This is a genomic window from Salmonella sp. 3C, from assembly GCF_025426275.1.
GTDB classification, from domain to species: Bacteria; Pseudomonadota; Gammaproteobacteria; order Enterobacterales; family Enterobacteriaceae; genus Salmonella; species Salmonella enterica.
The window spans coordinates 2,772,358-2,796,324 of the sequence record NZ_CP104858.1 but is presented as its reverse complement, the minus strand read 5'-3'; the positions used below and the strand labels follow the sequence as shown (position 1 = coordinate 2,796,324).

Annotated in this window: 22 protein-coding genes; 6 read left to right on the top strand and 16 right to left on the bottom strand. The window is 53.7% G+C overall.

Annotation, left to right across the window (positions count from 1 at the left end; translation table 11 throughout):
• The 4 genes from metQ to proS all read left to right on the top strand — a co-directional run bounded on the left by metQ (position 1) and on the right by proS (position 3,872).
• On the top strand, positions 1–816 hold the full coding sequence (gene metQ, locus N7E69_RS13155; RefSeq protein WP_000874215.1) for a methionine ABC transporter substrate-binding lipoprotein MetQ: 816 nt from the start codon (positions 1–3) through the stop codon (positions 814–816).
• Positions 817–934: 118 nt separating this feature from the next.
• Positions 935–1,339 (top strand): Rcs stress response system protein RcsF, encoded by a 405-nt coding sequence (gene rcsF / locus N7E69_RS13150; RefSeq protein WP_001202315.1) that lies wholly within the window; start codon positions 935–937, stop codon positions 1,337–1,339.
• Positions 1,336–2,043, top strand: coding sequence for a tRNA (N6-threonylcarbamoyladenosine(37)-N6)-methyltransferase TrmO (tsaA, locus tag N7E69_RS13145; RefSeq protein ID WP_000093988.1), 708 nt, complete (start codon positions 1,336–1,338; stop codon positions 2,041–2,043). Before rcsF ends, tsaA begins: the two co-directional genes overlap by 4 nt.
• A gap of 110 nt (positions 2,044–2,153) precedes the next feature.
• Entirely contained in the window at positions 2,154–3,872 is a 1,719-nt protein-coding gene (gene proS / locus N7E69_RS13140; RefSeq protein ID WP_001260683.1) for a proline--tRNA ligase, read from the top strand.
• A 73-nt stretch (positions 3,873–3,945) separates the two neighbouring features.
• Here the strand turns inward: proS and nlpE are convergent, their stop codons facing one another.
• From nlpE to N7E69_RS13125, 3 genes are read right to left on the bottom strand one after another with little or no spacing between them, the layout of a single operon-like run.
• Complete coding sequence (gene nlpE / locus N7E69_RS13135; protein WP_000252580.1) at positions 3,946–4,647, bottom strand: envelope stress response activation lipoprotein NlpE; 702 nt, start codon at positions 4,645–4,647, stop codon at positions 3,946–3,948.
• A gap of 31 nt (positions 4,648–4,678) precedes the next feature.
• Positions 4,679–5,101, bottom strand: a complete 423-nt coding sequence (gene arfB / locus N7E69_RS13130; protein WP_000560527.1) for an alternative ribosome rescue aminoacyl-tRNA hydrolase ArfB — start codon at positions 5,099–5,101, stop codon at positions 4,679–4,681.
• The gene (locus N7E69_RS13125; protein ID WP_001185319.1) at positions 5,098–5,643 is read right to left on the bottom strand and encodes a YaeQ family protein; all 546 of its coding nucleotides are present in this window, start codon (positions 5,641–5,643) and stop codon (positions 5,098–5,100) included. Before N7E69_RS13125 ends, arfB begins: the two co-directional genes overlap by 4 nt.
• A 197-nt stretch (positions 5,644–5,840) precedes the next feature.
• On the opposite strand from N7E69_RS13125, the gene N7E69_RS13120 reads away from it, so the two are divergent.
• Entirely contained in the window at positions 5,841–6,041 is a 201-nt protein-coding gene (locus tag N7E69_RS13120; RefSeq protein WP_001518678.1) for a YaeP family protein, read from the top strand.
• Positions 6,028–6,288: a Rho-binding antiterminator gene (rof, locus tag N7E69_RS13115; RefSeq protein WP_000062330.1), complete on the top strand. Its 261-nt coding sequence runs from the start codon at positions 6,028–6,030 to the stop codon at positions 6,286–6,288. The genes N7E69_RS13120 and rof overlap by 14 nt, the downstream gene beginning before the upstream one ends.
• Before the next feature lie 83 nt (positions 6,289–6,371).
• Here the strand turns inward: rof and tilS are convergent, their stop codons facing one another.
• From tilS to bamA, 13 genes are all read right to left on the bottom strand, one after another.
• Positions 6,372–7,664, bottom strand: a complete 1,293-nt coding sequence (gene tilS, locus N7E69_RS13110; RefSeq protein ID WP_000210070.1) for a tRNA lysidine(34) synthetase TilS — start codon at positions 7,662–7,664, stop codon at positions 6,372–6,374.
• Between the two features lie 62 nt (positions 7,665–7,726).
• Entirely contained in the window at positions 7,727–8,116 is a 390-nt protein-coding gene (locus tag N7E69_RS13105) for a VOC family protein (protein WP_000901088.1), read from the bottom strand.
• Between the two features lie 55 nt (positions 8,117–8,171).
• Entirely contained in the window at positions 8,172–10,313 is a 2,142-nt protein-coding gene (gene ldcC / locus N7E69_RS13100) for a lysine decarboxylase LdcC (RefSeq protein ID WP_001021060.1), read from the bottom strand.
• A 75-nt stretch (positions 10,314–10,388) separates the two neighbouring features.
• A complete protein-coding gene (locus N7E69_RS13095) occupies positions 10,389–12,152 on the bottom strand; it encodes a chitinase (protein ID WP_000524168.1) in 1,764 nt (587 codons plus the stop codon).
• A 179-nt stretch (positions 12,153–12,331) separates the two neighbouring features.
• On the bottom strand, positions 12,332–13,291 hold the full coding sequence (gene accA, locus N7E69_RS13090; RefSeq protein ID WP_000055754.1) for an acetyl-CoA carboxylase carboxyl transferase subunit alpha: 960 nt from the start codon (positions 13,289–13,291) through the stop codon (positions 12,332–12,334).
• 12 nt (positions 13,292–13,303) lie between these two features.
• Positions 13,304–16,786: a DNA polymerase III subunit alpha gene (gene dnaE / locus N7E69_RS13085; protein ID WP_001294827.1), complete on the bottom strand. Its 3,483-nt coding sequence runs from the start codon at positions 16,784–16,786 to the stop codon at positions 13,304–13,306.
• A gap of 23 nt (positions 16,787–16,809) precedes the next feature.
• Complete coding sequence (gene rnhB / locus N7E69_RS13080; RefSeq protein WP_000569412.1) at positions 16,810–17,406, bottom strand: ribonuclease HII; 597 nt, start codon at positions 17,404–17,406, stop codon at positions 16,810–16,812.
• The gene (gene lpxB / locus N7E69_RS13075; RefSeq protein ID WP_000741216.1) at positions 17,403–18,551 is read right to left on the bottom strand and encodes a lipid-A-disaccharide synthase; all 1,149 of its coding nucleotides are present in this window, start codon (positions 18,549–18,551) and stop codon (positions 17,403–17,405) included. Before lpxB ends, rnhB begins: the two co-directional genes overlap by 4 nt.
• Positions 18,551–19,339 (bottom strand): acyl-ACP--UDP-N-acetylglucosamine O-acyltransferase, encoded by a 789-nt coding sequence (gene lpxA / locus N7E69_RS13070; protein WP_000565948.1) that lies wholly within the window; start codon positions 19,337–19,339, stop codon positions 18,551–18,553. The genes lpxB and lpxA overlap by 1 nt, the downstream gene beginning before the upstream one ends.
• 3 nt (positions 19,340–19,342) lie before the next feature.
• Complete coding sequence (gene fabZ, locus N7E69_RS13065; RefSeq protein ID WP_000210741.1) at positions 19,343–19,798, bottom strand: 3-hydroxyacyl-ACP dehydratase FabZ; 456 nt, start codon at positions 19,796–19,798, stop codon at positions 19,343–19,345.
• 105 nt (positions 19,799–19,903) lie between these two features.
• Positions 19,904–20,929, bottom strand: a complete 1,026-nt coding sequence (lpxD, locus tag N7E69_RS13060; RefSeq protein WP_001139265.1) for a UDP-3-O-(3-hydroxymyristoyl)glucosamine N-acyltransferase — start codon at positions 20,927–20,929, stop codon at positions 19,904–19,906.
• A gap of 3 nt (positions 20,930–20,932) precedes the next feature.
• Positions 20,933–21,418 (bottom strand): molecular chaperone Skp, encoded by a 486-nt coding sequence (gene skp / locus N7E69_RS13055; RefSeq protein ID WP_000758966.1) that lies wholly within the window; start codon positions 21,416–21,418, stop codon positions 20,933–20,935.
• A 122-nt stretch (positions 21,419–21,540) separates the two neighbouring features.
• Positions 21,541–23,955, bottom strand: coding sequence for an outer membrane protein assembly factor BamA (bamA, locus tag N7E69_RS13050; protein ID WP_001240929.1), 2,415 nt, complete (start codon positions 23,953–23,955; stop codon positions 21,541–21,543).
• Positions 23,956–23,967: the final 12 nt, after the last annotated feature.

Genomic DNA, 23,967 nt, shown 5'->3' with positions numbered 1-23,967 from the left:
ATGGCGTTCAAATTCAAAACCTTTGCGGCAGTGGGTGCTCTGATTGGTTCTCTGGCACTTGCGGGTTGCGGTCAGGATGAAAAAGATCCAAATCATATTAAAGTCGGCGTAATCGTTGGCGCAGAGCAGCAAGTTGCCGAAGTCGCGCAGAAAGTCGCGAAAGAAAAATACGGCCTGGACGTGGAATTGGTGACCTTTAATGATTATGTTCTGCCTAATGAAGCGCTGAGCAAAGGCGACATCGATGCCAATGCCTTCCAGCACAAACCGTATCTGGATCAGCAAATCAAAGATCGAGGCTACAAACTGGTTTCCGTTGGTAAGACTTTTGTCTATCCCATTGCAGGATATTCCAAAAAAATCAAATCTCTGGATGAGCTCAAGGACGGTTCCCAGGTCGCTGTGCCTAACGACCCGACCAACCTTGGTCGTTCCCTGTTGCTGCTGCAAAAAGTAGGGCTGATTAAACTGAAAGACGGCGTCGGTCTGCTTCCTACCTCGCTGGATATCGTCGAAAACCCGAAAAATCTGAAAATTGTTGAGCTGGAAGCGCCGCAGTTGCCGCGTTCGCTGGATGACGCGCAGATCGCGTTAGCAGTCATCAATACGACATACGCCAGCCAGATTGGCCTGACGCCAGCGAAAGACGGTATCTTCGTTGAAGATAAAGATTCTCCGTACGTTAACCTTATCGTGACGCGTGAAGATAACAAAGACGCCGAGAATGTGAAAAAATTCGTTCAGGCTTATCAGTCTGATGAAGTGTACGAAGCCGCAAATAAAGTTTTTAATGGCGGTGCGGTGAAAGGCTGGTAAGTTTTAGGCTGATTCCACAATCTGTAATATTATTCAGGACGGGCTATTGCCCGTCTTGTCATTTATGCAAGCTCCTGATTCAATATCTGGCAATTAGAACATTCATTGAGGAAATATTATGCGTGCTTTACCGATCTGTTTATTGGCACTCATGCTGGGCGGTTGTTCCATGCTAAGCAGATCCCCTGTTGAACCCGTTCAAAGCACCGCAACCCCGCCAAAAGCGGAGCCGGAGAAACCTAAAGCGCCGCGTGCCGCTCCCGTCAGGATTTACACCAATGCTGAAGACTTAGTCGGTAAACCTTTCCGCGATCTTGGCGAGGTTAGCGGCGAATCCTGCCAGGCGACAAATCAAGACTCTCCGCCTAACATTCCAACTGCGCGCAAGCGTATGCAGATTAATGCATCTAAAATGAAAGCCAACGCCGTCCTGCTGCACAGCTGTGAAATTACCAGCGGCACGCCAGGCTGCTATCGTCAGGCGGTTTGTATCGGGTCCGCCCTGAATATTTCGGCGAAATGAGCAGCTTTCAGTTTGAACAAATCGGCGTTATTCGCTCCCCCTATAAAGAAAAATTCGCCGTTCCGCGCCAGCCTGGTCTGGTCAAAAGCGCCTGCGGCGAACTGCATCTGATAGCGCCTTACAACCAGGCCGATGCCGTTCGCGGCCTGGAAGCTTTCAGCCATTTGTGGGTGCTTTTCGTTTTTCATCAGACGATGGACGGCGGCTGGCGGCCGACAGTTCGTCCGCCCCGTCTTGGCGGTAACGCCAGAATGGGCGTTTTTGCCACGCGCTCCACGTTCCGCCCCAATCCGATTGGCATGTCGCTCGTTGCGCTAAAAGGTATCGAGTGCCGGAAAGAGAGCGTAATTCTGAAATTAGGCAGTCTGGATCTGGTGGATGGCACGCCGGTGGTGGATATTAAACCGTATTTACCGTTTGCCGAGGCCTTACCGGACGCCGCCGCCAGCTATGCGCAACAGGCGCCGATAGCTGAAATGCCCGTGAGTTTTACCGCTGAGGTGGCTCAACAGCTTACGACGCTGGAAAGGCGTTATCCGCAGCTACGGACATTTATTTGCGATGTGCTGGCGCAAGATCCTCGCCCGGCTTATCGTAAGGGTGAAGAGACGGGCAAAACCTATGCCGTCTGGCTGCATGATTTTAACGTGCGCTGGCGTGTGGTTAACACCGGATTTGAAGTGTTTGCGCTGGAACCACGGTAATTTCACGCCCTTCTCTTTTGACATCTCTTGCACGCTGGTAAACTAAATCACTTTTTTTGTATCAGGCTCACATTGAGCCTGTTCGATCGTTCAACTGGAACCGTAACAACATGCGTACTAGCCAATACCTGCTCTCCACTCTGAAGGAGACACCTGCCGACGCCGAGGTTATCAGCCACCAGCTGATGCTGCGCGCCGGGATGATCCGCAAGCTCGCCTCCGGGTTATATACCTGGCTGCCGACCGGCCTGCGCGTCCTGAAAAAAGTCGAAAACATCGTGCGTGAAGAGATGAACAACGCCGGTGCTATCGAGGTGTCGATGCCAGTCGTTCAGCCAGCCGACCTGTGGCAAGAGAGTGGTCGTTGGGAACAGTACGGTCCGGAACTGCTGCGTTTTGTCGACCGTGGCGAGCGTCCGTTCGTACTCGGCCCGACCCACGAAGAAGTTATCACCGATCTGGTGCGTAATGAACTCAGCTCTTATAAGCAGTTGCCGCTGAACTTCTTCCAAATCCAGACCAAATTCCGTGATGAAGTGCGTCCGCGCTTTGGCGTGATGCGTTCGCGCGAATTCCTGATGAAAGATGCTTACTCTTTCCACACCTCTCAGGAGTCGTTGCAGGAAACCTATGACGCCATGTACGCCGCGTATAGCCGTATCTTCAGCCGTATGGGGCTGGATTTCCGCGCGGTACAGGCCGATACCGGTTCTATCGGCGGCAACGCCTCGCATGAATTCCAGGTGCTGGCGCAAAGCGGCGAAGACGATATCGTTTTCTCTGATGTTTCTGATTACGCGGCTAACATTGAACTGGCAGAAGCTATCGCGCCGCAAACGCCGCGCGCAGCGGCGACGCAGGAAATGACTCTGGTCGATACACCAAATGCCAAAACCATCGCGGAGCTGGTGGAACAATTCAACCTGCCAATTGAAAAAACGGTAAAAACGCTGCTGGTGAAAGCGGTGAAAGACAGCAAGTCTCCGCTGGTGGCTCTGCTGGTTCGCGGCGATCATGAACTGAATGAAGTTAAAGCGGAAAAACTGCCGCACGTTGCCAGCCCGCTGACCTTCGCTACCGAAGAAGAGATTCGCGCCGTAATTAATGCCGGCCCTGGCTCCCTCGGCCCGGTCAATATGCCGATTCCGGTCATCATCGATCGTACCGTTGCCGCCATGAGCGATTTTGCCGCTGGCGCCAACATCGACGGTAAACACTACTTTGGTATTAACTGGGATCGCGATGTGGCGACGCCTGTTGTTGCCGACATCCGTAACGTAGTCGCCGGCGATCCGAGTCCGGATGGTCAGGGAACGTTGCTTATCAAACGCGGTATCGAAGTGGGTCACATCTTCCAGTTAGGTACCAAGTACTCAGAAGCGCTGAAAGCCTCCGTTCAGGGTGAAGATGGCCGTAACCAGATCCTGACAATGGGCTGCTACGGTATCGGCGTAACACGTGTCGTTGCCGCGGCTATCGAGCAGAACTTTGACGAGCGCGGCATTGTATGGCCTGACGCCATTGCGCCTTTCCAGGTCGCTATTCTGCCGATGAATATGCACAAATCCTTCCGTGTGCAGGAGCTGGCGGAAAAGCTGTACAGCGAATTGCGCGCGCAGGGCATTGAAGTGCTGATGGACGACCGTAAAGAGCGCCCGGGCGTGATGTTTGCCGATATGGAGCTGATTGGTATTCCACATACTATCGTGATTGGCGATCGCAACCTGGATAACGACGATATTGAGTATAAATACCGTCGTAGCGGTGAAAAATCGCTGATTAAAACCGGCGATATCGTTGATTATCTGGTCAAGGCGATTAAAGGCTAAACGACATTTTGTTGGGATTGCCCGGCGCCATCCGGCAGATATGTAAAGGCCTCGCACCCTGCGAGGCCTTTTATTAGTGAGTGCAATCTTTACCCGGCGCAAACTTCACATTTTTATCAGCTATTAGCGTTTTTACCGGCTCGCCCGTGTCCGGATTCGCGGCTAACACAAAATGCCCTTCTACCGTCAGCAGCACCGGTTTTTCCGCTTCACCTTTCGCCGCCAGATAGCCGCGCTCAAGCTGGGCGTTACTGGCGACCGGCAGCCGTTTTCCGGTCGCGCAATCGGTAAAGGTCGCCGCATCGGCCCTGTATACATACATACCACGCAGCGGCATTGGCGTTACCGGCAGGCTGGCGGTAACAGGCACAAGCGTATAATTAAGCTGCGAAGCCACCGGATTGCCTTCTCTGTCGAGCATCTCCAGCTCATTGCCTTTCGCGCGATAATACGATTTCTCGCCATTGCTGTCGGTTAACACCAGTTTATCCGCCGTCCGCGCCCAGGTACCGTATGACGCAAAAGAGGAAGGTTCTTCGCGCACGCCCTGATAGCGCTCGTTCATCACCCATGTGCCGTCTTTTTCCAGAAACAGTGACGTTTCAATACCTTCACAATCCGCACAGGGCAGCACGCCGCGCCAGCTTTGCTGCATGGGTTTTAATTCCGCCGCCTGCGCAGGTTGCAGGGCGTCAACTTCCGCACGGTTATTACACCCTATCAATGCAAATAGCGTACAGGCTGCCGCTACTGACAATATTGCTGTTCTCACCATAAAATCCTTATGAAATTGCTATTCCTGCCCGTCAATCCAGTGGACGACGAACTTTGCCGCGAAGCGCCTTTACAGAAGATTTTTGCGCCTTTGAGGATAAGCGGCGCTCTTTCGAGGCACGCGTCGGACGGGTTGCGCGACGGCTTTTCTGCTCCGCGGTTAATTCTTTTATGACGGCAACCAGCCTGGCGATAGCCGCTTCCCGGTTGAGCTCCTGGCTCCGGAACTCCTGCGCCTTAATGATAATGACGCCATCATCGCTTATCAGATGGTGGCTGGCCGTCAGCAAACGCTGTTTATAATACTCTGGCAGGCCAGAGGCCCGAATGTCAAAGCGCAAATGAATCGCGCTAGAGGTCTTATTTACGTGCTGACCACCCGCGCCCTGCGCGCGAATGGCCGTAATTTCCAGCTCATTATCGGCTATGGAGACCGTCCGGGAGATGGCAATCATGAGGGCTGTTGCCAGGCGGTTAGCTGTATTTCCAGATTATTCCGAGCATCAGAAAGCCAGATTGCGCCGTCCTGAATCGTCGCCTGTAGCGTCATGGTACGATCGGCAAATTCACTGAGCTGCGCCAGCTGCCCGTCATCCAGATACCAGACGGACAGGTTAGCGAACTGCGCACACTTGCTTTGATGCTGCTGCCACCAGATTTGCGCCGCCCGGGAGTTATAAGCAAAGAGCGCGACGTCGCTCGCCTGAGTACAGGCTTTCTTAATACGGCGCTCATCCGGCAGCCCCAGCTCTATCCAAAGATCGATGCCCAGATGATCGTTGCGCAGCCAGGCCTCCGGCTCATCTTCCGCGCTGAGCCCGCGTGTAAACTGCAACCGTTCATCAGCATATTTTATCCATGCCAACAGGCGCAGCATCATGCGCTCCTGCGTTTCAGAAGGGTGACGCGCCAGCGTCAATGCCGCATCCAGAAACCGGTTGCGATCAAGGTCAGCCACATTGACGACGGCTTTATAAATTGTCGCTTTAAGCGCCATGAGAAAACTCCTTTCGAATCAGGCGCCCATTGTAGCGAAAACCGCGCTAAAAGGCTGTTAACGAATCTTTTATCTACTCGCGTCAGGCGCTGATATTGCGCAAATGAGTATGGTATAGTCACCTTGCTAAACAAGATTTAACTTCGTAGGCTTAGACTTGCATCCACGGTTAAGTCAGAATGCTGACAGGAGGGCATGTGGAAAAATATTGTGAGTTAGTACGCAAGCGGTATGCGGAAATCGCCAGCGGAGACTTAGGGTATGTCCCGGATGCGCTGGGTTGTGTATTGAAAGTGCTTAATGAAGTGGCGGCAGATAGCGCCCTTTCAGAGTCGGTCAGGGAAAAGGCAGCTTATGCTGCCGCGAACTTACTGGTGAGCGATTATGTCAATGAATGAAACGTATCAACCCATTAATTGCGATGACTACGATAGTCTTGAGCTTGCCTGCATGCATCATTTAATACTGACGCTAACGTTAAAAGATGGCGAGGTTTTGCAGGCAAAAGCGAACGATTTGATCTTACGTAAAAATGTAGAATATCTGCTTGCCGAGGTTTCCGGCGAGTCTTGTGAGCTTCGTCTCGATAAAATCGCCAGTTTCAGCCACCCGGAAATTGGTACCGTGGTAGTTAGCGAATCCTGAGTATTTTGTTGCCGGATGGTGGTGCAAGCACCTTATCCGGCCTACGTTCCATGCGATACGTAGGCCTGATAAGCGCAGCGCCATCAGGCATGCCAAACCAGACTCACCCCTTCTTTATCTTCTGCTGCTCCCTCACGCGTCACAAAAACACCCGCAGCCGCAATCAGCGTTTCGCCGTAAAACAACAGCGGCGTGGTGTCTCGTCGCCAGGGCGGGATCCCCTGCTCCTGCCAGATTTTCTTTAATTTACGTCCGCCGTGACGTCCCACAATGTGTAGCAACCCTGGCGCTTTAAACCGAATGCTGACGGATTCTTCCTCTCGCGGTCGGCGCAGTTCGCCGCCAGGAACGAGCTGTACCGTCCCTAAGCCGGCAGGCAGCGCCAGCGGTGTTTGCCAGACGGGCCAGGCGACCGTCGTTTCGTGTTGTCCGGCCACGGATTTAATCCACCACAGTTGCGACTGATAACGGCGAATCTCGTGATCGCCAAAGCGTAAACAGGGAGAGGCATCGTCGCGCGCCAGCGCCACCTCCTGCCAGATACGTTCCAGCGCGTCGCGAGAGGGCATCGGCGCATTACGCATCGCCAGCCAGCGACGCAAAATCGCCGCCCGCCGCACATCGCTCATCGACATTAATGGAGAGAGCCGCAATGTTCCCTCCGTCGTGATACAGTCCGTAAGATCGCTGGCCAGAAGCTCGTCCAGCAGCCTTTCTTGCTCGGCGCAGAGCGTCGCACTACGGGCTACCGCCGCAGGAAAATGCGGCCAGCGCTGCTGTAAGAGCGGAAGCGCGCGCAGGCGTAAAAAATTGCGATCGTAGGCGTCATCCTGATTGCTTTCATCTTCAATCCAGCATAAGCCATGACGCACAGCCCACTGTTCCAGCGTCTTCCGCGTTTCTCTCAACAGCGGGCGAAGAAGCAGAGTTCCGGCAAAAGGCGAGCGTTCTCCCATCGCGGAAAGTCCGGCCGGACCGCTGCCGCGCTTTAACGCCAGCAGGAATGTTTCACACTGATCGTCAAGGTGCTGCGCGGTTGCCAGCACTTCGCCAGGCAATAGCGTCTGTGCGAACGCCCGGTAGCGCGCTTCACGCGCATGGGCCTCGATACCCAGGCCATTATCCGCCAGCGTCACCCGCTCCACTACCAGCGGAACCTGCCAGCGTGCGCATACGGTTTCGCAATGCCGCACCCAGCTTTCAGCATGAGGGCTTAAACCGTGATGAATATGGATAGCACGCAGCGTAACGTCAGGGTGGCGTTCTCGCCACAACACCAGTTGATGCAGAAGCACCGTAGAATCCAGGCCACCGCTAAAGGCAGCCAGAATACGGCGAGAAGAGAGTAACGAGGTATTCAACGTGAGAGTGGTCATGATCCATGCTTATAGTGACTTAGCCCGGCAACGTTACCTGGCGAGCGTCTTAATGACAAGCCTTACTGCTCATACAGCTCAAGCGGTAAACCGTCCGGATCGTTGAAAAAAGTAAAGCGCTTCCCGGTATACGGATCGATGCGTATCGGTTCGCACTTAACCTGATGCTTTTCCAGATGCGCAACGGCGTTTTCCACATTTTCCACGCTGAAAGCCAGATGGCGCAGGCCGCAGGCTTCAGGTCGGCTTGGACGAGCCGGAGGGAAGGGAAAAGAGAAAAGCTCAATCACATACTGCCCGTTTAGCGCCAAATCGCCCTTCCACGAGTCACGCTCTTCCCGCCAAACTTCGCTTAACAGATCGAACCCCAGAATATCGCAGTAAAACGCCTTGCTCACCGCATAGTCTGTCGCAATGATCGCGATGTGATGAACCTGTTTTAATCCCAGCATAGCGTCTCCTTTATTGATTATCAGTACGTTACTCGTCACATTCCCGTCAGGCAAGCTAACAGGCGTGTTTTAAGACTCGTACCTGGTACACCCCGTCTTCATTCCGTTTCGCGCCGTGAATATCCGTTTCAAAACCGGGATAATGCTGGCCAATCGAGCAGAGCATCAGCAGAAAATCGAGCACGGCCCGACTCTGTTGCGTAATCCTCTCGCCGGGCATCAACAGCGGAACGCCTGGCGGATAAGGCAGGATCATATTCGCGGAAACGCGCCCTGGCAGTTGATCGAGCGCCACGGTTTCCACCTCGCCTTTGATCTGACGCTGCCAGGCCTGGTGCGGGGTCATGATCATCTCCGGTAAAACCTCGAACGCCCGCAGCATCAGCCCCGGAAGATCGTGCTGGCGGATCAGTTTATGGATCCCCTGCGCCAGATCCTGAATGCGCATATTGCGATAAAAATCCGGATCTTCCGCATACAGATCCGGCAACATATTTTTGACGCGCAGGTTAAGATCGTAGGCGCGTTTAAATTCTGTCAGTCCGCGCAGCAGCCCCATCGCACGGGTCTTATCAATCCCTATGCTGAACAAAAACAGCAGATTATACGGCCCGGTTTTTTCCACCACCACGCCTCGCTCATCGAGGAACTTCGCCACCAGCGCGGCGGGTATCCCCTCTTCGCTCATGTTGCCCTGCTCATCTATCCCCGGCGTCAGGATTGTCACCTTAACCGGATCGAGAAACATATGATCGTCATCAGCATCGGCGAAGCCATGCCAGGTTTCTCCCGGCGTGACCGGCCAGCATTCGGCCTCATCAACCTCTTCCGGCTGCCAGATATCAAAGAACCAGCTATCGGACTCTTCACGTAACCGCTGTACTTCTTTACGAAAATGGAGCGCCCGTTCCACCGAACGATTAATCAATCTTTTCCCTGGATTGCCGCGCAGCATCGCCGCCGCGGTCTCGATAGAGGCGACAATGGGATAGCTCGGCGATGTGGAAGTGTGCATCATAAACGCTTCGTTAAACGTCTCTTCGTCATATTCCCCTTTGATATGAATAAGCGACGCCTGCGAAAAAGCCGCCAGCATTTTATGGGTGGATTGCGTTTCGAAAATCACTTTTCCGGGCACCCGATCGCCGCTCATCCCGCTTTTCCCCTGGTAGATCGGATGGAAATGGGTATAGGGTACCCAGGCGGAATCAAAATGGATCGAGGGAACGTCCAGCATCTGCTTGATCCAGTTAGTGTTATACAACAGACCATCGTAAGTAGAATTGGTGATAACCGCATGAACCGGCCATTGCGCCTGCGCGGTTTCCGCCACCTTACGCGTAATGCTGTCGCGGGTAAATTCACGCTTAGGAATACCGCCGAGAATACCGAGCGCATTGCGCGTCGGCTTCAACCAGAGAGGCACCACATCGCTCATCATCAGCAAATGCGCCAGCGATTTATGACAATTACGATCAATGAGTAGCGTACTTCCCGCAGGCGCGGCATACATACCGACAATTTTATTCGAGGTCGACGTACCGTTCGTCACCATATAGCTCTGCTCGGCGCCAAAAGTACGGGCGATATACTCTTCCGCTTCCAGATGCGGCCCGGTGTGATCCAGCAGCGATCCCAGTTCAGTCACCGAAATCGACACATCAGCTTTTAAGGTATTGCCGCCAAAAAAGTCATAAAACAGGCAGCCTGGCGGGCTTTTCTGATACGCCGTTCCCGCCATATGACTCGGCGTACAAAAGGTATATTTTCCTTCTTTGGCGTAGGTAAAAAGCGCTTTGGTAAACGGCGGCGTAATATTATCGAGATATTCGTTTGTATATTGATGAATGCGCGTCGCGATATCTTCAGCCAGCCCCAATGCATACTCAAAAAACCACAGCGCCATGCGCATATCGTGAACGCTAACGTCCAGCGTGGAGTTGGTATTGATAAAGGCGTAGAGAGGAAGGTATTCATTTAGCTGGTTGATTTCGCTACAAAGGTCGAGACTGTATTCATCCCAGTCAAAAATAACGCCGCAGATGCGCGGGTTATGTTCAATAAACTTCAACAAGTCAACGCTATTTTGCGGCCAGATAATTTGAAATCCCAGGGATTGTAATGCACGCTCAAGCTCCTTGATGGGTTCATCTTTATAGTAAACCCCGTGCGGCCCCATAATGGCGATGATGTTCATGCTTTCTCCTGAAAAAACCTGAGATAAGCATAGTAACAATCCTGCCGATGCAAAGCACCGACAGGATTTATCTTATTACAATGCGTTCCATGCATCGGCCCAGGCAATCCCTACACCGGGCTCATAGTAGGCAGGCGCAACATTACACCATGAGCCTTCCGGGAACGGTTTGCACTGGTACAATGCGCCATTACTGTTAACGATGTCGCCCGGATTCCATTTCTGGCTGCTGCTCCAGGCAGGATAGCTGGTGGTCTTATCTTCGTCATCCGCAGCGGCGGCCTTCGCTTTCACATTCAGCGTATAAACCGCTGTACTGGAGAGCGTACCGTCGCTAACGGTCAGATTCACCACATACTGGGTGTTCTGAGTGACATCCGGCGCGTTGAAAATCACAACGGCTTTATCCTGGCCGCTCAGCGTTTTGCCATCCTGCGACATCCAGGTATAGGTGAGCTTGTCGCCATTCGCGTCGGTCGATCCTTCCGCGCTGAGTGAAACCGGGCTACCAGCTTCCACCGCCCCGACCGGCCCGGCAATGCGCGCGACTGGCGCCACGTTTTCATCCGTCACTGGCGCCGGAGTTGGCGTGACATCCGGTTCAGTGGTTCCGTTATCATCGACGACATTAACGTTGAAATAATGCTGTACACATTTCGTGTAGTCGCCCTCTTTAAAGGCGGTATACGGCGTCTGATATCCCACTAACTGGCAGGAATAGGTTTTACCGTCCGCAGTATCGGCGCTCCAGCCCCAGTCTTGTTCCCAATAGATCGGTAACGCGCCAGCGCCGCCTTCATCGAACTGCTTCATCTTTTTACAGCCCAACACTTCGTCCGCCGGCACCGGCACTTTCAGGTAGTTGGCAAACTCTTTGTAGTAGGCGATGCGGTTAAGCGACTGCGCATTCTCATCTGCGCCGCCGCACTCCACGCCGCCATTGATGATCTGAATAGTGACGCCGAAACCTGATACCAGGCCGTTTGCTTTATCGCGATCGTTTGGCTGCCAGGTACCGTCAATCACATGTAGCATAGACGGCTTCGGCGGCTGCGGATACACAAAGAAGAAGACGGCGCTCGCCAGGTTCATCCAGGTATCCGCCACCAGCTCGGGTTTATCCAGCAGAGGGCGAACGTCGCCATACATCGCGTCAGAGAAAGGCCCATAGTTGTAGTTATAAGAAAGCTGTTTTGCCCCGCGACCAAAATAGCTGAGGAAATCGCCGTCCTTATCTTTACCGCACGGCCAGGTCTGGCCCTGCCATACATCCGGGTTACATTCGCCGTTGTAGCCGCCTTTCTGCCCTTCTGTCCAGCCGACTTCGCGCAGATAGACCAGCGCCTGGCGCCATTCCGGAATGTCACGCCAGCTTTCGTGACCGCCCGTCTCCTGGGCAAAATGCGCAAACATAGTAGCCAGGGTTTTACGGCAGATAGCGTCGCTATCGCGTCCATCGGTGTAGGTACCACAAACCGCCGGGAATTTACCTATCGCTTTCAGGAAGTTAGAATAAGTGTATTCCGGCGCGCGCATCGGGAACAGATAATCCCAGTCGGCCTCTTTCAGAATACTTTCAACGCGTTTTACGTTTGCCGGGTTAGCGGCGCGCCCCGGTTCGATTTGTTCGACCGCGCTGTTATCCAACGTCTGGATAGAGGATTTCACTGCCTCCATTAACGGAAAATCCGTCAGCGCTTTCTCTTTCGCCGCCAGATCGCTGGCGTTGATGGTCATTGGCTCACTACTGCTAAGCAGCGGCGCGGCCTGCGCACCGGATAAGCTCAACATGATTCCTGCCGCCACGGCGCTGAGCGCCAGTGTTTTTTGCAATCCCATAATTTTCTCCTTGAAGGGTAGTTCACTGCCTGCCCTGGCCACACGCCTGGCAGTTGCTACAGTGTCAGGGAGAACATGCCGTTGCGTTTAATCACATCAACTCATCGGCGTCTCATTTTTCCTCGTCCAAAAAAAAGAGGCCGGATTATCCGGCCTCCTGGGAAAAATGAGGTAAATGATTAGGCGTAACCGTAGCTCATCAAACGCTGGTAACGACGGTTTTTTAAATCATCGGTGCTTAACACATCGAGATCGGCTAAATCTTCCAGCAGCTGCGCTTTTAGCGACGCCGCCATCGCTTCCGGATTACGGTGCGCGCCGCCCAGCGGCTCCGGAATGATGGAATCGATGAGCTTCAGCTCTTTCAGACGCGGCGCGATGATGCCCATCGCTTCAGCAGCCAATGGCGCTTTGTTGGCGCTCTTCCACAAAATAGAGGCGCAACCTTCCGGGGAGATAACGGAATAGGTGCTGTATTGCAGCATATTCACTTTATCACCCACGCCAATCGCCAATGCGCCGCCGGAGCCGCCTTCGCCAATCACGGTGCAGATGACCGGTACGTTCAGACGAGACATCTCACGCAGGTTGCGGGCGATAGCTTCAGACTGACCACGCTCTTCCGCGCCCACGCCAGGGTAAGCGCCCGGGGTGTCGATGAAGGTGATAATCGGCATGTTGAAGCGTTCAGCCATTTCCATCAGGCGCAGCGCTTTGCGGTAGCCTTCCGGCGCTGGCATGCCAAAGTTACGACGAATTTTTTCTTTGGTTTCACGACCTTTCTGATGACCAATGATCATCACCGGTCGCCCTTCCAGACGCGCGATACCGCCGACGATGGCTTTGTCATCAGCATAGGCGCGATCGCCCGCCAGCTCATCAAACTCATCAAACGCCAGACGGACATAATCCAGGGTGTACGGACGCTGCGGATGGCGCGCCAGTTGGGCTACCTGCCATGCGCCGAGATCGGCGAAGATTTTGCGCGTCAGTTCTACGCTTTTTTCGCGCAGGCGATGGACTTCTTCATCGATATTAATATCCAGTTTCTCATCCTGGCGGCTTACCGCAGTCAGAGAATCGATTTTCGCTTCCAGCTCTGCTATCGGCTGTTCAAAATCAAGGAAATTCAGACTCATAGTATTCCTGTATTAGTCAAACTCCAGTTCCACCTGCTCCGAACCAATGAGGCCACGCAGATCGTTAAGTAAACGATCGCTCGGAGAGACACGCCACGTTGCGCCAAAACGCAGCCGCGCTCGCGCATCCGCCCTCTGATAGTAGAGATGTACTGGAATGGTCCCCGAGCGGTGGGGTTCCAGAGACTGACGGAGTCGGTTTAAAAGCTGGTCATCAATTTGCCTGTCCGTCAGCGAGATAGCAAGCCCGCGAGCGTATTTTTCGCGAGCTTCGTCAATATCCATCACTTCGCGGGCGGTCATTTTAAGCCCCCCGCTGAAGTCATCAAAGCTGACCTGTCCGCTGACGATAAGTATGCGGTCTTTTTCCAGCAACTGCTGGTATTTATCCAGCGCGTCGGTAAATAACATCACTTCCAGACGCCCGGAACGGTCATCCAGCGTACAGATGCCGATACGATTGCCGCGCTTGGTGACCATAACCCTTGCGGCAATCACGAGCCCCGCAGCCGTGGTGACTTTACCACGTTCTGTCGGATGCATGTCTTTGAGCCTTACCCCGCCGACATAGCGCTCAATTTCTTTTAAATACTGATTGATAGGGTGGCCCGTCAGGTACAGCCCCAACGTTTCACGTTCCCCATCTAACACCACCTGCTCCGGCCACGGCTGGCAGCTGGCATAGGATTGTTCGATTTGCTCCGGCTCTTCCGCCAGTACGCCGAACATATCCGCCTGACCGATAGCTTCCGCTTTGGCGTGCTGGTCGGCGGCTTTCAGCGCATCGCCCAATGAGTTCATCAGCGCGGCGCGGTGCGGCCCCAGGCGGTCGAACGCCCCGGACATGATCAGCTTTTCCAGCACCCGGCGGTTGAGCTTTTTGGTGTCGGTCCGCGCGCACAGATCAAACAGCTCGCGGAAATAGCCGCCCTGATTACGCGCGTCGATGATCGCTTCGATCGGCCCTTCGCCGACGCCTTTGATCGCGCCGATGCCGTAGACGATCTCGCCCTCATCGTTAACGTGGAAATGGTACAATCCGGAGTTAATATCCGGCGGCAGAATTTTCAGTCCCATCCGCCAGCACTCGTCCACCAGGCCGACGACCTTCTCGGTGTTATCCATATCGGCGGTCATTACCGCCGCCATAAATTCAGCCGGATAGTGCGCCTTTAGCCATAGCGTCTGGTAAGAAACCAGCGCATAAGCGGCGGAGTGCGATTTGTTAAACCCGTAACCGGCGAATTTCTCCACCAGGTCAAAGATTTTCATCGCCAGTTCGCCGTCGATACCGTTCTTTTTCGCGCCCTCTTCAAAAACGGAACGCTGTTTGGCCATCTCCTCCGGCTTTTTCTTACCCATCGCACGACGCAGCATATCCGCGCCGCCGAGAGTATACCCGGAAAGTACCTGGGCAATCTGCATCACCTGTTCCTGATACAGAATGATGCCGTAGGTCGGCTCCAGTACCGGCTTCAGGCTTTCATGCTGCCACTGAACGTCCGGGTAAGAGAGTTCTTCACGACCGTGCTTACGGTCGATGAAGTTATCTACCATCCCTGACTGCAACGGGCCGGGACGGAACAGGGCCACCAGTGCGATCATATCTTCAAAGCAGTCCGGCTGCAGACGTTTGATCAGATCTTTCATGCCGCGCGATTCAAGCTGGAAGACCGCCGTGGTTTCCGAGCGCTGCAGCATGTCGAAGCTTTTCTTGTCATCCAGCGGAATGGCGGCGATATCCAGCGGCGGCTCGCCGTTTTTCTCGCGCCGCTTGTTGATCATCTCCAGCGCCCAGTTGATGATGGTCAGCGTACGCAAACCGAGGAAGTCGAACTTCACCAGCCCGGCATATTCCACGTCACTTTTATCAAACTGGGTAACCGGATGCTTGCCCTCTTCATCGCAGTACAGCGGCGCAAAGTCGGTAATTTTGGTCGGCGCGATGACCACGCCGCCAGCGTGCTTACCGGCGTTACGCGTGACGCCTTCGAGCTTACGCGCCATATCGATCAGCGCTCTGACCTCTTCATCCGCCTCGTAAATTTCCGGCAGTTGCGGTTCCGCTTCAAAGGCTTTTGCCAGCGTCATGCCCGGATCGGGCGGCACCAGCTTCGAGATACGATCGACAAAACCGTACGGATGCCCCAGCACGCGGCCCACATCGCGGATAACGGCTTTCGCCGCCATCGTACCGAAGGTGATAATCTGCGATACCGCATCACGCCCGTACATGTCTGCGACGTGCTCAATCACCTGGTCGCGTTTCTCCATACAGAAGTCAACGTCGAAGTCAGGCATCGAGACACGTTCCGGGTTCAGGAAACGTTCGAACAGCAGGTCAAATTCCAGCGGATCAAGGTCGGTAATTTTCAGCGCGTAGGCCACCAGCGAACCAGCCCCGGAACCACGTCCCGGCCCTACCGGCACGCCGTTATCTTTTGACCACTGGATAAACTCCATCACGATGAGGAAGTAGCCAGGGAACCCCATCTGGTTGATAACCTGTAGTTCAATATCCAGACGCTCGTCATATTCCGGGCGACGCTTTTTGCGCTCTTCTTCGTCCGGAAACAGGAAAGCCAGACGCTCTTCCAGCCCCTCTTTCGCTTTTTTGACCAGATAATCTTCGGTGGTCATATCGCCGGTCGGGAACTGCGGCAGGAAATATTCACCCAGACGCACCGTTACGTTGCAGCGTTTGGCAATCTCCACCGTATTTTCCAGCGCCTCCGGAATATCGGAGAACAGCTCGCACATTTCTTCTTCACTGCGCATATACTGCTGCGGTGAATAATTGCGTGGACGTTTAGGATCGTCGAGCGTGAAACCGTCGTGGATCGCGACACGAATCTCATGGGCGTCAAAATCATCGCTTTCAAGGAAACGGACATCGTTTGTCGCGACAACCGGCAAACCACGTGCCTCAGCCAGTTCAACCGCAGCATGGAGATAAGTCTCTTCATCCTGTCTGCCGGTGCGGATCAGTTCCAGAAAGTAGCGATCGGGAAAATGCGCTTCATAGAAAGCAACGCACTCCTCCACCAGCGCCTGGTTGCCGCGTAGCAGACAGCGGCCTACGTCGCCCATGCGCCCGCCGGAAAGCAGGATCAAACCTTCTTTAAGCTCTACCAGCCAGTCGCGCTCGATAATCGGGCCTGCCGCGCCGTAGCCGCGCTGATACGCTTTCGAGATCAGCAACGTCAGGTTCTGGTATCCCGTATTATTCGCCGCCAGTACCGTCAGATGAGTCAGCTCATCTCCCAGCAGTTCGTTGTGAACGTTAAAGTCCGCCCCGACGATGGGTTTAATGCCCGCGCCATGACCCGCTCCGTAGAACTTCACCAGACCGCAGAGGTTGGTAAAATCGGTGATCGCCAGCGCAGGCATACCTAATGAGGCCGCCTTTTTCACCAGCGGCCCGGTCTTCGCCAGCCCATCGATCATAGAGTAGTCGCTGTGCACCCGCAGGTGAACGAAACGTGGTTCAGACATCTTCAGATTTCTCGATACAAGAATCAGGACACAAGTCCCAGAGCGCGTTTAACAGGCGCAAAACTGCGTCGGTGGTGCGCCGTCGCGCCATACTGGGCCAACTTTTCCAGATGAAAAGCGGTTGGATAGCCTTTGTGCTGCGCAAAGCCATACTGAGGAAAAACGATATCCAGCGCCGCCATTTCTGCGTCGCGGGTGACTTTCGCCAGAATAGACGCCGCGCTAATCTCCGCCACGCGGCTGTCGCCTTTCACCACGGCCATTGACGGCACAGGCAGTTCCGGACAGCGATTGCCGTCGATCAGCACATATTCTGGCGCAATATGCAGACCAGCGACAGCGCGCTGCATGGCGAGCATGGTGGCGTGCAAAATATTCAGCTCATCAATTTCATGCGCTTCCGCGCGTCCCAGACTCCAGCTTAACGCCTTTTCTTTAATCTCGTCATACAATGACAGACGACGCTTTTCAGACAATTTTTTGGAATCATTCAGACCGACGATCGGACGAGCCGGATCGAGGATCACGGCGGCGGTCACTACGGCGCCCACCAGCGGGCCACGGCCCACTTCATCCACACCCGCCACTAAATGGGTGTGTGGATAAACAAATTCGATCATTGTGCTAACTCCAGGACGGCATCTGCCGCCTGCTCATCGGCATTACAGCGGATCTGCTGATGCAGCTCACGGAAGGTGTCGTGCATCGCATGGCTGGTTTTACCGTTCGCCAGTAGCGGCAACAGCGCTTCGGCGAGTTTTTGCGGTTCGCACTCTTCCTGCAACAGCTCTTTGACTAATTCTCTTCCCGCCAGCAGGTTAGGCAAAGACACATACTCCGTTTTCACCAGACGTTTCGCCAGCCAGAAAGTGAAGGGCTTCATACGATACCCCACGACCATCGGGCATTTTGCCAGCATACACTCCAGTGCCGCCGTGCCTGAGGCCAGCAACGCCGCGTCGCTGGCGATCATCGCCTCGCGCGCCATACCGTCCAGCAAATGAACGGCGAGATCCGGCGCAACCTCCGCTTTAATTTTTTCAAACTGCTCGCGGCGTTTCGCGTTTACCAGCGGCACTACCACTTCCAGATCGGGATAGCGCTGTCGCAGCAATTGTGCGGTTTTCAGGAAGTCGGCGCTGAGCATTTCCACTTCCGCGCCACGGCTACCTGGCAGTAGCGCCAGACAATGGGCGTCATGCGGGATACCCAGCACGTCGCGCGCCGCATTTTTATCCGGGTCCAGCGGCATGGCATCCGCCATGGTGTGACCGATAAAGCGGCACGGGACGTTAAATTTATCGTAAAACGCTTTTTCGAAAGGCAGAAAAGCCAGCACCATATGGGTGGATCTGCCTATTTTGAAAACGCGTTTCTGTCGCCAGGCCCAAACGGACGGGCTGACATAATGAATGGTCTTAATCCCTTGCTTTTTCAGATTACCTTCGAGGGTAATGTTGAAATCAGGGGCATCAATCCCGACAAAGACATCGGGCTTGAGCTCGGTAAAACGGCGGGTCAGATCGGCGCGGATATGCAACAAACGGCGTAAACGTCCGAGCACTTCAACAATGCCCATGACCGCCAGCTCTTCCATTTCGTACCAGGCTTCACACCCTTCGGCCTGCATACGCGGCCCCGCAACGCCCACAAAGCGGGCGTTGGGTACGCGCGCTTTCAGCGCACGAATTAAGCCTGCGCCAAGAATATCGCCGGACGTTTCACCGGCGACCAGGGCAATCGTTAAAGGACGCTGTGCCGCCATTAACGAATCGGACCGCGCGTTGAACGCTCAAAGAACTCGGTAAACGCCTTCACTTCCGGATGCTTTTCAGCAAGTTCAGCGATTTCCAGCTTCGCTTCGTCGAGCGTTTTACCACTGCGGTACAACAGTTTGTAGGCATTACGAATCGCCACCAGCCCTTCACGGCTAAAGCCGCGACGCTTCAGCCCTTCGATATTTACCCCGAACGGCGTCGCATGGTTACCCTGCGCAATCACATACGGAGGGACATCCTGCGCCACGCCGGAGCAGCCGCCGACCATCACATGCGCACCGATAATGCAGAATTGATGAACTGCCGTCATACCGCCGATAATCGCAAAATCATCGACTGATACGTGCCCCGCCAGCGTGGCGTTGTTGGCGAGGATACAGCGATTCCCTACCGTACAATCATGTGCGACATGCGCATTGATCATCAGCAGGTTATCGCTACCCACCTTCGTCAACCCACCGCCCTGCACTGTACCACGATGAATGGTGACGCTTTCGCGGATGCGGTTACGATCGCCAATTTCCACACGGGTCGGCTCACCCGCATATTTCAGATCCTGGTTCACTTCACCGATGGAGGCAAACTGATAAATCTCGTTGTCGCGGCCGATTTTGGTTTGACCATTCACGGCCACATGAGACTTCAGTACGGTTCCCTCACCAATTTCGACCTGCGGCCCAACAATACAAAAGGGACCAATGTGGGCATTAGCGCCAATTACAGCGCCGTCTTCCACAATGGCGGTAGGATGAATAAAGGCGGATTTATCAATCACGAATCAGGCCTCCCGGCTACGAGCACACATCATGGTTGCTTCGCACACGACTTTACCGTCGACCAGCGCAACCCCTTTAAAGCGGGTCAGGCCACGGCGCGTTTTCTCGAAAGTGACTTCCATGATCATCTGATCGCCTGGCACCACCGGACGCTTAAAGCGCGCTTCATCAATACCCGCGAAATAATACAGTTCGCCAGGTTCCAGTTTACCAACGCTTTTAAACGCCAGAATACCGGTTGCCTGCGCCATCGCTTCCAGAATCAGCACGCCTGGCAAAATCGGTTTGCCCGGAAAGTGCCCCTGGAAAAACGGCTCGTTGACGGAGACATTTTTCACCGCACGCAGAAAACGACCTTCTTCAAAGTCCAGCACGCGATCGACCAGTAAAAACGGAAAACGGTGCGGCAGAAGCTCTAAAATCTCTTCAATCTGCAGAGTATGAGTGTTAGTAGTCAAAATACTCTTCCTGTCCAAATATACAAAAAGGCAATAATAACACGGCCTGCCGCAATCGTATGAATGTGACAGGCCGGAAAAGAATGGCAACTACAAGGCGGAACGTTAGTCTTGTTGATTAACCTTGCGCTCAATCGCTTTGAGACGCTTGCTCATATCATCAATGTTCATCACCAGTGCAGCAGTTTTACGCCATACTTTGTTGGGTTGCAGCGGAATGCCTGAGGAGTAGACGCCCGGTTCCGTGATGGGACGCATCACCATACCCATGCCAGTTACCGTGACTTTGTCGCATATTTCCATATGCCCATTGATCACGCTGGCGCCGCCAATCATGCAGTAACGGCCAATCTTCAGGCTACCCGCCATAATGACGCCACCGGCAACTGCCGTATTGTCGCCAATCACGACGTTATGTGCAATCTGGCACTGATTATCAATAATCACGCCATTGCCAATAACAGTATCATCCAACGCGCCACGGTCAATGGTGGTACAAGCGCCGATCTCGACACGATCGCCAATAATGACCCGGCCCAGTTGTGGGATCTTCACCCAGTTGCCACGATCGTTAGCGTAGCCAAAACCGTCCGCGCCGATCACCGTACTGGACTGGATCAGGCAATTCTCACCGATCTGAATGTCGTGGTAAATCGTTACGTTCGCCCACAAGCGTGAACCCGCCCCGATTTTGCTATTTTTTCCGACGAAACAGCCTGCGCCGATAACCACGTTATCGCCCAGTTGTACGCCAGATTCAATCACCGCATTCGCGCCGACTGAAACATTGCTACCCAGCGTTGCCGTCGCATCAATCACGGCGCTTGGCGCGATATTCTGCGCGGGCTGCGGCGTAGTATCTAAAATTTGCGCCATGCGCGCGTAGGTCAGGTAGGGATTTTTAACTACCAGCGCCGCGCTCTTAGCAAAAGGAAGATCGTCCTGCGTCATGACAACCGCAGAAGCCTGGCATAAACCTAAGTGTTCACGGTACTTAGGATTTACCATAAACGTAATGTGGCCTGTTGTTGCAGATTGCATGGACGCAACGCCGGTGATGACGATATCGCCATCACCGTGTAATTCTGCATCCAACTGTTCTGCTAAGTCAGCCAGTCGAATTGAAGGCATTACTTATTTAACCTGTTTCAGTACGTCAGCGGTGATGTCTTTCACATCGCTGCTGTTGTAAGCAACGGTGTTTGCGTCTACCACCAGATCGATACTCTGGTCGTTAGCCACTTTTTTCACCGCAGTCTGGATACGAGTCACCAGTTTGTTGCGTTCTTCGTTGGAACGACGAGCGCGATCTTTCTCAAAAGCCTGCGCTTTTTGCGCGAAAGTCTGGCGCTGAGACATCACGTCTTTTTCCAGCTTAGTACGATCGCTACCTGCTTTCATGGATTGCAGACGCTGCATTTTAGATTGCAGATCGGTTTCCATTTTTTGCAGTTCAGCCGCACGGCCTTTAAATTCGTTTTCCAGTGTATTGGATACACCCGTCTTCTGCGCAACCTGTTGGAACAGATTACCCATGTTGACGATTGCAATTTTGTCAGCAGCCTGTGCGGACGTTACCATCGCCAAACCAAGACCTGCAGCTAATAACCACTTTTTCACAATAAACTCCTTACCATCCCATTTGCACCCGAAGGTACAGCTCTTCGCGTGGCCTGGCGATCCCTGGGGGCATCGCCAAAAGTCATCGCTACACTACCAATGCATTCCTTTGCAGTGAACAATTACCAAGTTTTACCAATGTTAAACTGGAACTGCTCGGCTTTGTCTCCATCGTACTTTTTAAACGGCTGGGCGTAGGAGAAGACCAACGGCCCCAATGGGGACATCCATTGTAATGCGATACCCGCGGACATACGGATGTTGCCTGGATCGCTGTAATCCGGTACATCTGACGGCGCAGATGACGGATCCCAGTTCGTATCCCAAACGGTACCCATATCCCAGAAGAAGGAGGTACGAACCGAGTTGGCATACTTTTCGCTGATGAACGGCGTCGGGGTAATAAATTCCAGGCTGGCGACAGCCATGGCATTACCACCTACCGCATCATCTGATTTACAGCCTGATTCCTGAGTACAGTCTTCGTAATCATCATTATCGTCCCAACTAGTGTGGGCGCCATTTTTATAGACCGCTTTCGGGCCGATAGTATTCGACTGGAAACCACGCACGGTACTGGAACCACCGGCATAGAAGTTCTCATAGAACGGCATTTCCTTGCCGCCTAAACCATCGCCATAACCCCAACGAGTACGCCCCAGAACCACCCACTTGTGATCGTTATCGATAGGCACATAGGTCGCGGTATCCAGCGACACTTTGTAGTATTCGTTGTCGGAACCTGGGATCGTCACCTTACCCGTCAGGTTGACTCGCGAGCCGTCCGTCGGGAAATAACCACGGTCAAGCTTGTTATAGGTCCAGCCGTAGTTAAAGGTGAAGTCATCAGCGGCAAAACTGCTGGTATCAGCAGATTGTCCCATCGACTCAAGATAACGATCCATCGCGATCTGCGGCTGCATGTTGGACAGTTTGTTATGGACATAACCCAGACCAGCACGCAACGTGTTGTACTCGTTGATGGGGAAGCCAAGCGTCACATCCGTACCGTAACTCTTGTTGGTATAGTCGGATAGATCCGCGTCGTCCGCCTGGAAGTCGTTATAGAAGATACGACCACCGAGGCTCACGCCGTCAACGGTAAAGTATGGGTTAGTAACGGACAGTTCGCTGTAGGTCTGGTAGTCGTTTTTGGTGCCGTTAATCCCCACGGAATAACCGGTACCTAACCAGTTGTCCTGCTGAACGCCGGCCTGGAAGCTCACGCCGCTTTCTGTACCGTAACCGATACCGAAGTTAAAGCTACCAGTGTTGCGCTCTTTCACCTTGTACACCACATCAACCTGATCCGGGCTACCCGGAACGCGCTGCGTGTCGGTGTCGACGGTTTCAAAGAAGCCGAGACGGTTCAGACGCTCTTTCCCCTGGTCAACCAGGTCGCTGCCCAGCCACGCCCCTTCCATCTGGCGCATTTCACGGCGCAGAACGGAATCTTTTGAGGTGTCGTTGCCTTCAAAGCGGATCTTACGCACGTAGAAACGGTTGCCCGCATCGACGTTCACGCGCAGTTTTACGGTTTTGTCAGCATCGTTAATTTCAGGCTGTGACTGCACGCGCGGATAGGCGTAACCATAGCGACCCAGAAGCTTTTTGATGTCATCTTCCATTTTGGTCACTTTGGTGCCGTTATAGAGCTCGCCCGGTTCAATTTTCGTCAGTTTCTCAATTTCAGCGGAATGTCCGGCCAGGTTACCGCTCACCTGAACCCCGGAAAGCTTGTACTGATCGCCTTCGGTGATATTGACGGTGATGTAGATCCCTTTCTTATCCGGCGTCAGACTCACTTGCGTGGAGTCAATATTGAAACGCGCGTAGCCGCGATCCAGATAGTAGCTGCGCAAGGTTTCAAGGTCGCCCGCCAGCTTCTGTTTCTGGTATTTACGATCGCCGACGACGTTCCACCACGGCACTTCGTCACGCAACTGGAAATGAGAAATGAGTTCTTCGGTGCTAAAGGCATGGTTACCGACGATGTTGATCTGTTGGATCTTCGCCGATACGCCCTCCTGGAACACCAGTTTAAGATCAACACGGTTGCGCGGTAGCGGCGTGACGACCGCCTTAACGCTGGCGCTGTATTTACCTACGCTATAGTAAAAGTCTTCCAGACCTTTTTCGATATCAGACAACGTGGTGCGATCCAGAGACTCGCCAACACGTACGCCAGACGCTTCGAGGTTTTGCTTGAGCATGTCATCTTTCACCGACTTGTTCCCGGAGAAAGTGATGCTGGCAATGGTCGGACGTTCTTTTACCTGAACCAGAAGGGTATTACCATCGCGCAGGACGCGGACGTCCTCAAAGTTGCCGGTGGCGAACAGAGCGCGAATGGTGTTACTGATATCTTCATCATTAACCGTGTCGCCTGTGCGCACCGGCATACTGAGGAGAGCCGCACCAACGGCGACTCGCTGCAGGCCTTCGAAATGAATGTCCTTCACTACGAACCCTTCAGCACCGTATACGGTGGCGCTGCTGAACAGCAGCGACGCTATGAGCAACTTTTTCATCGCCATCGTTATTATGCG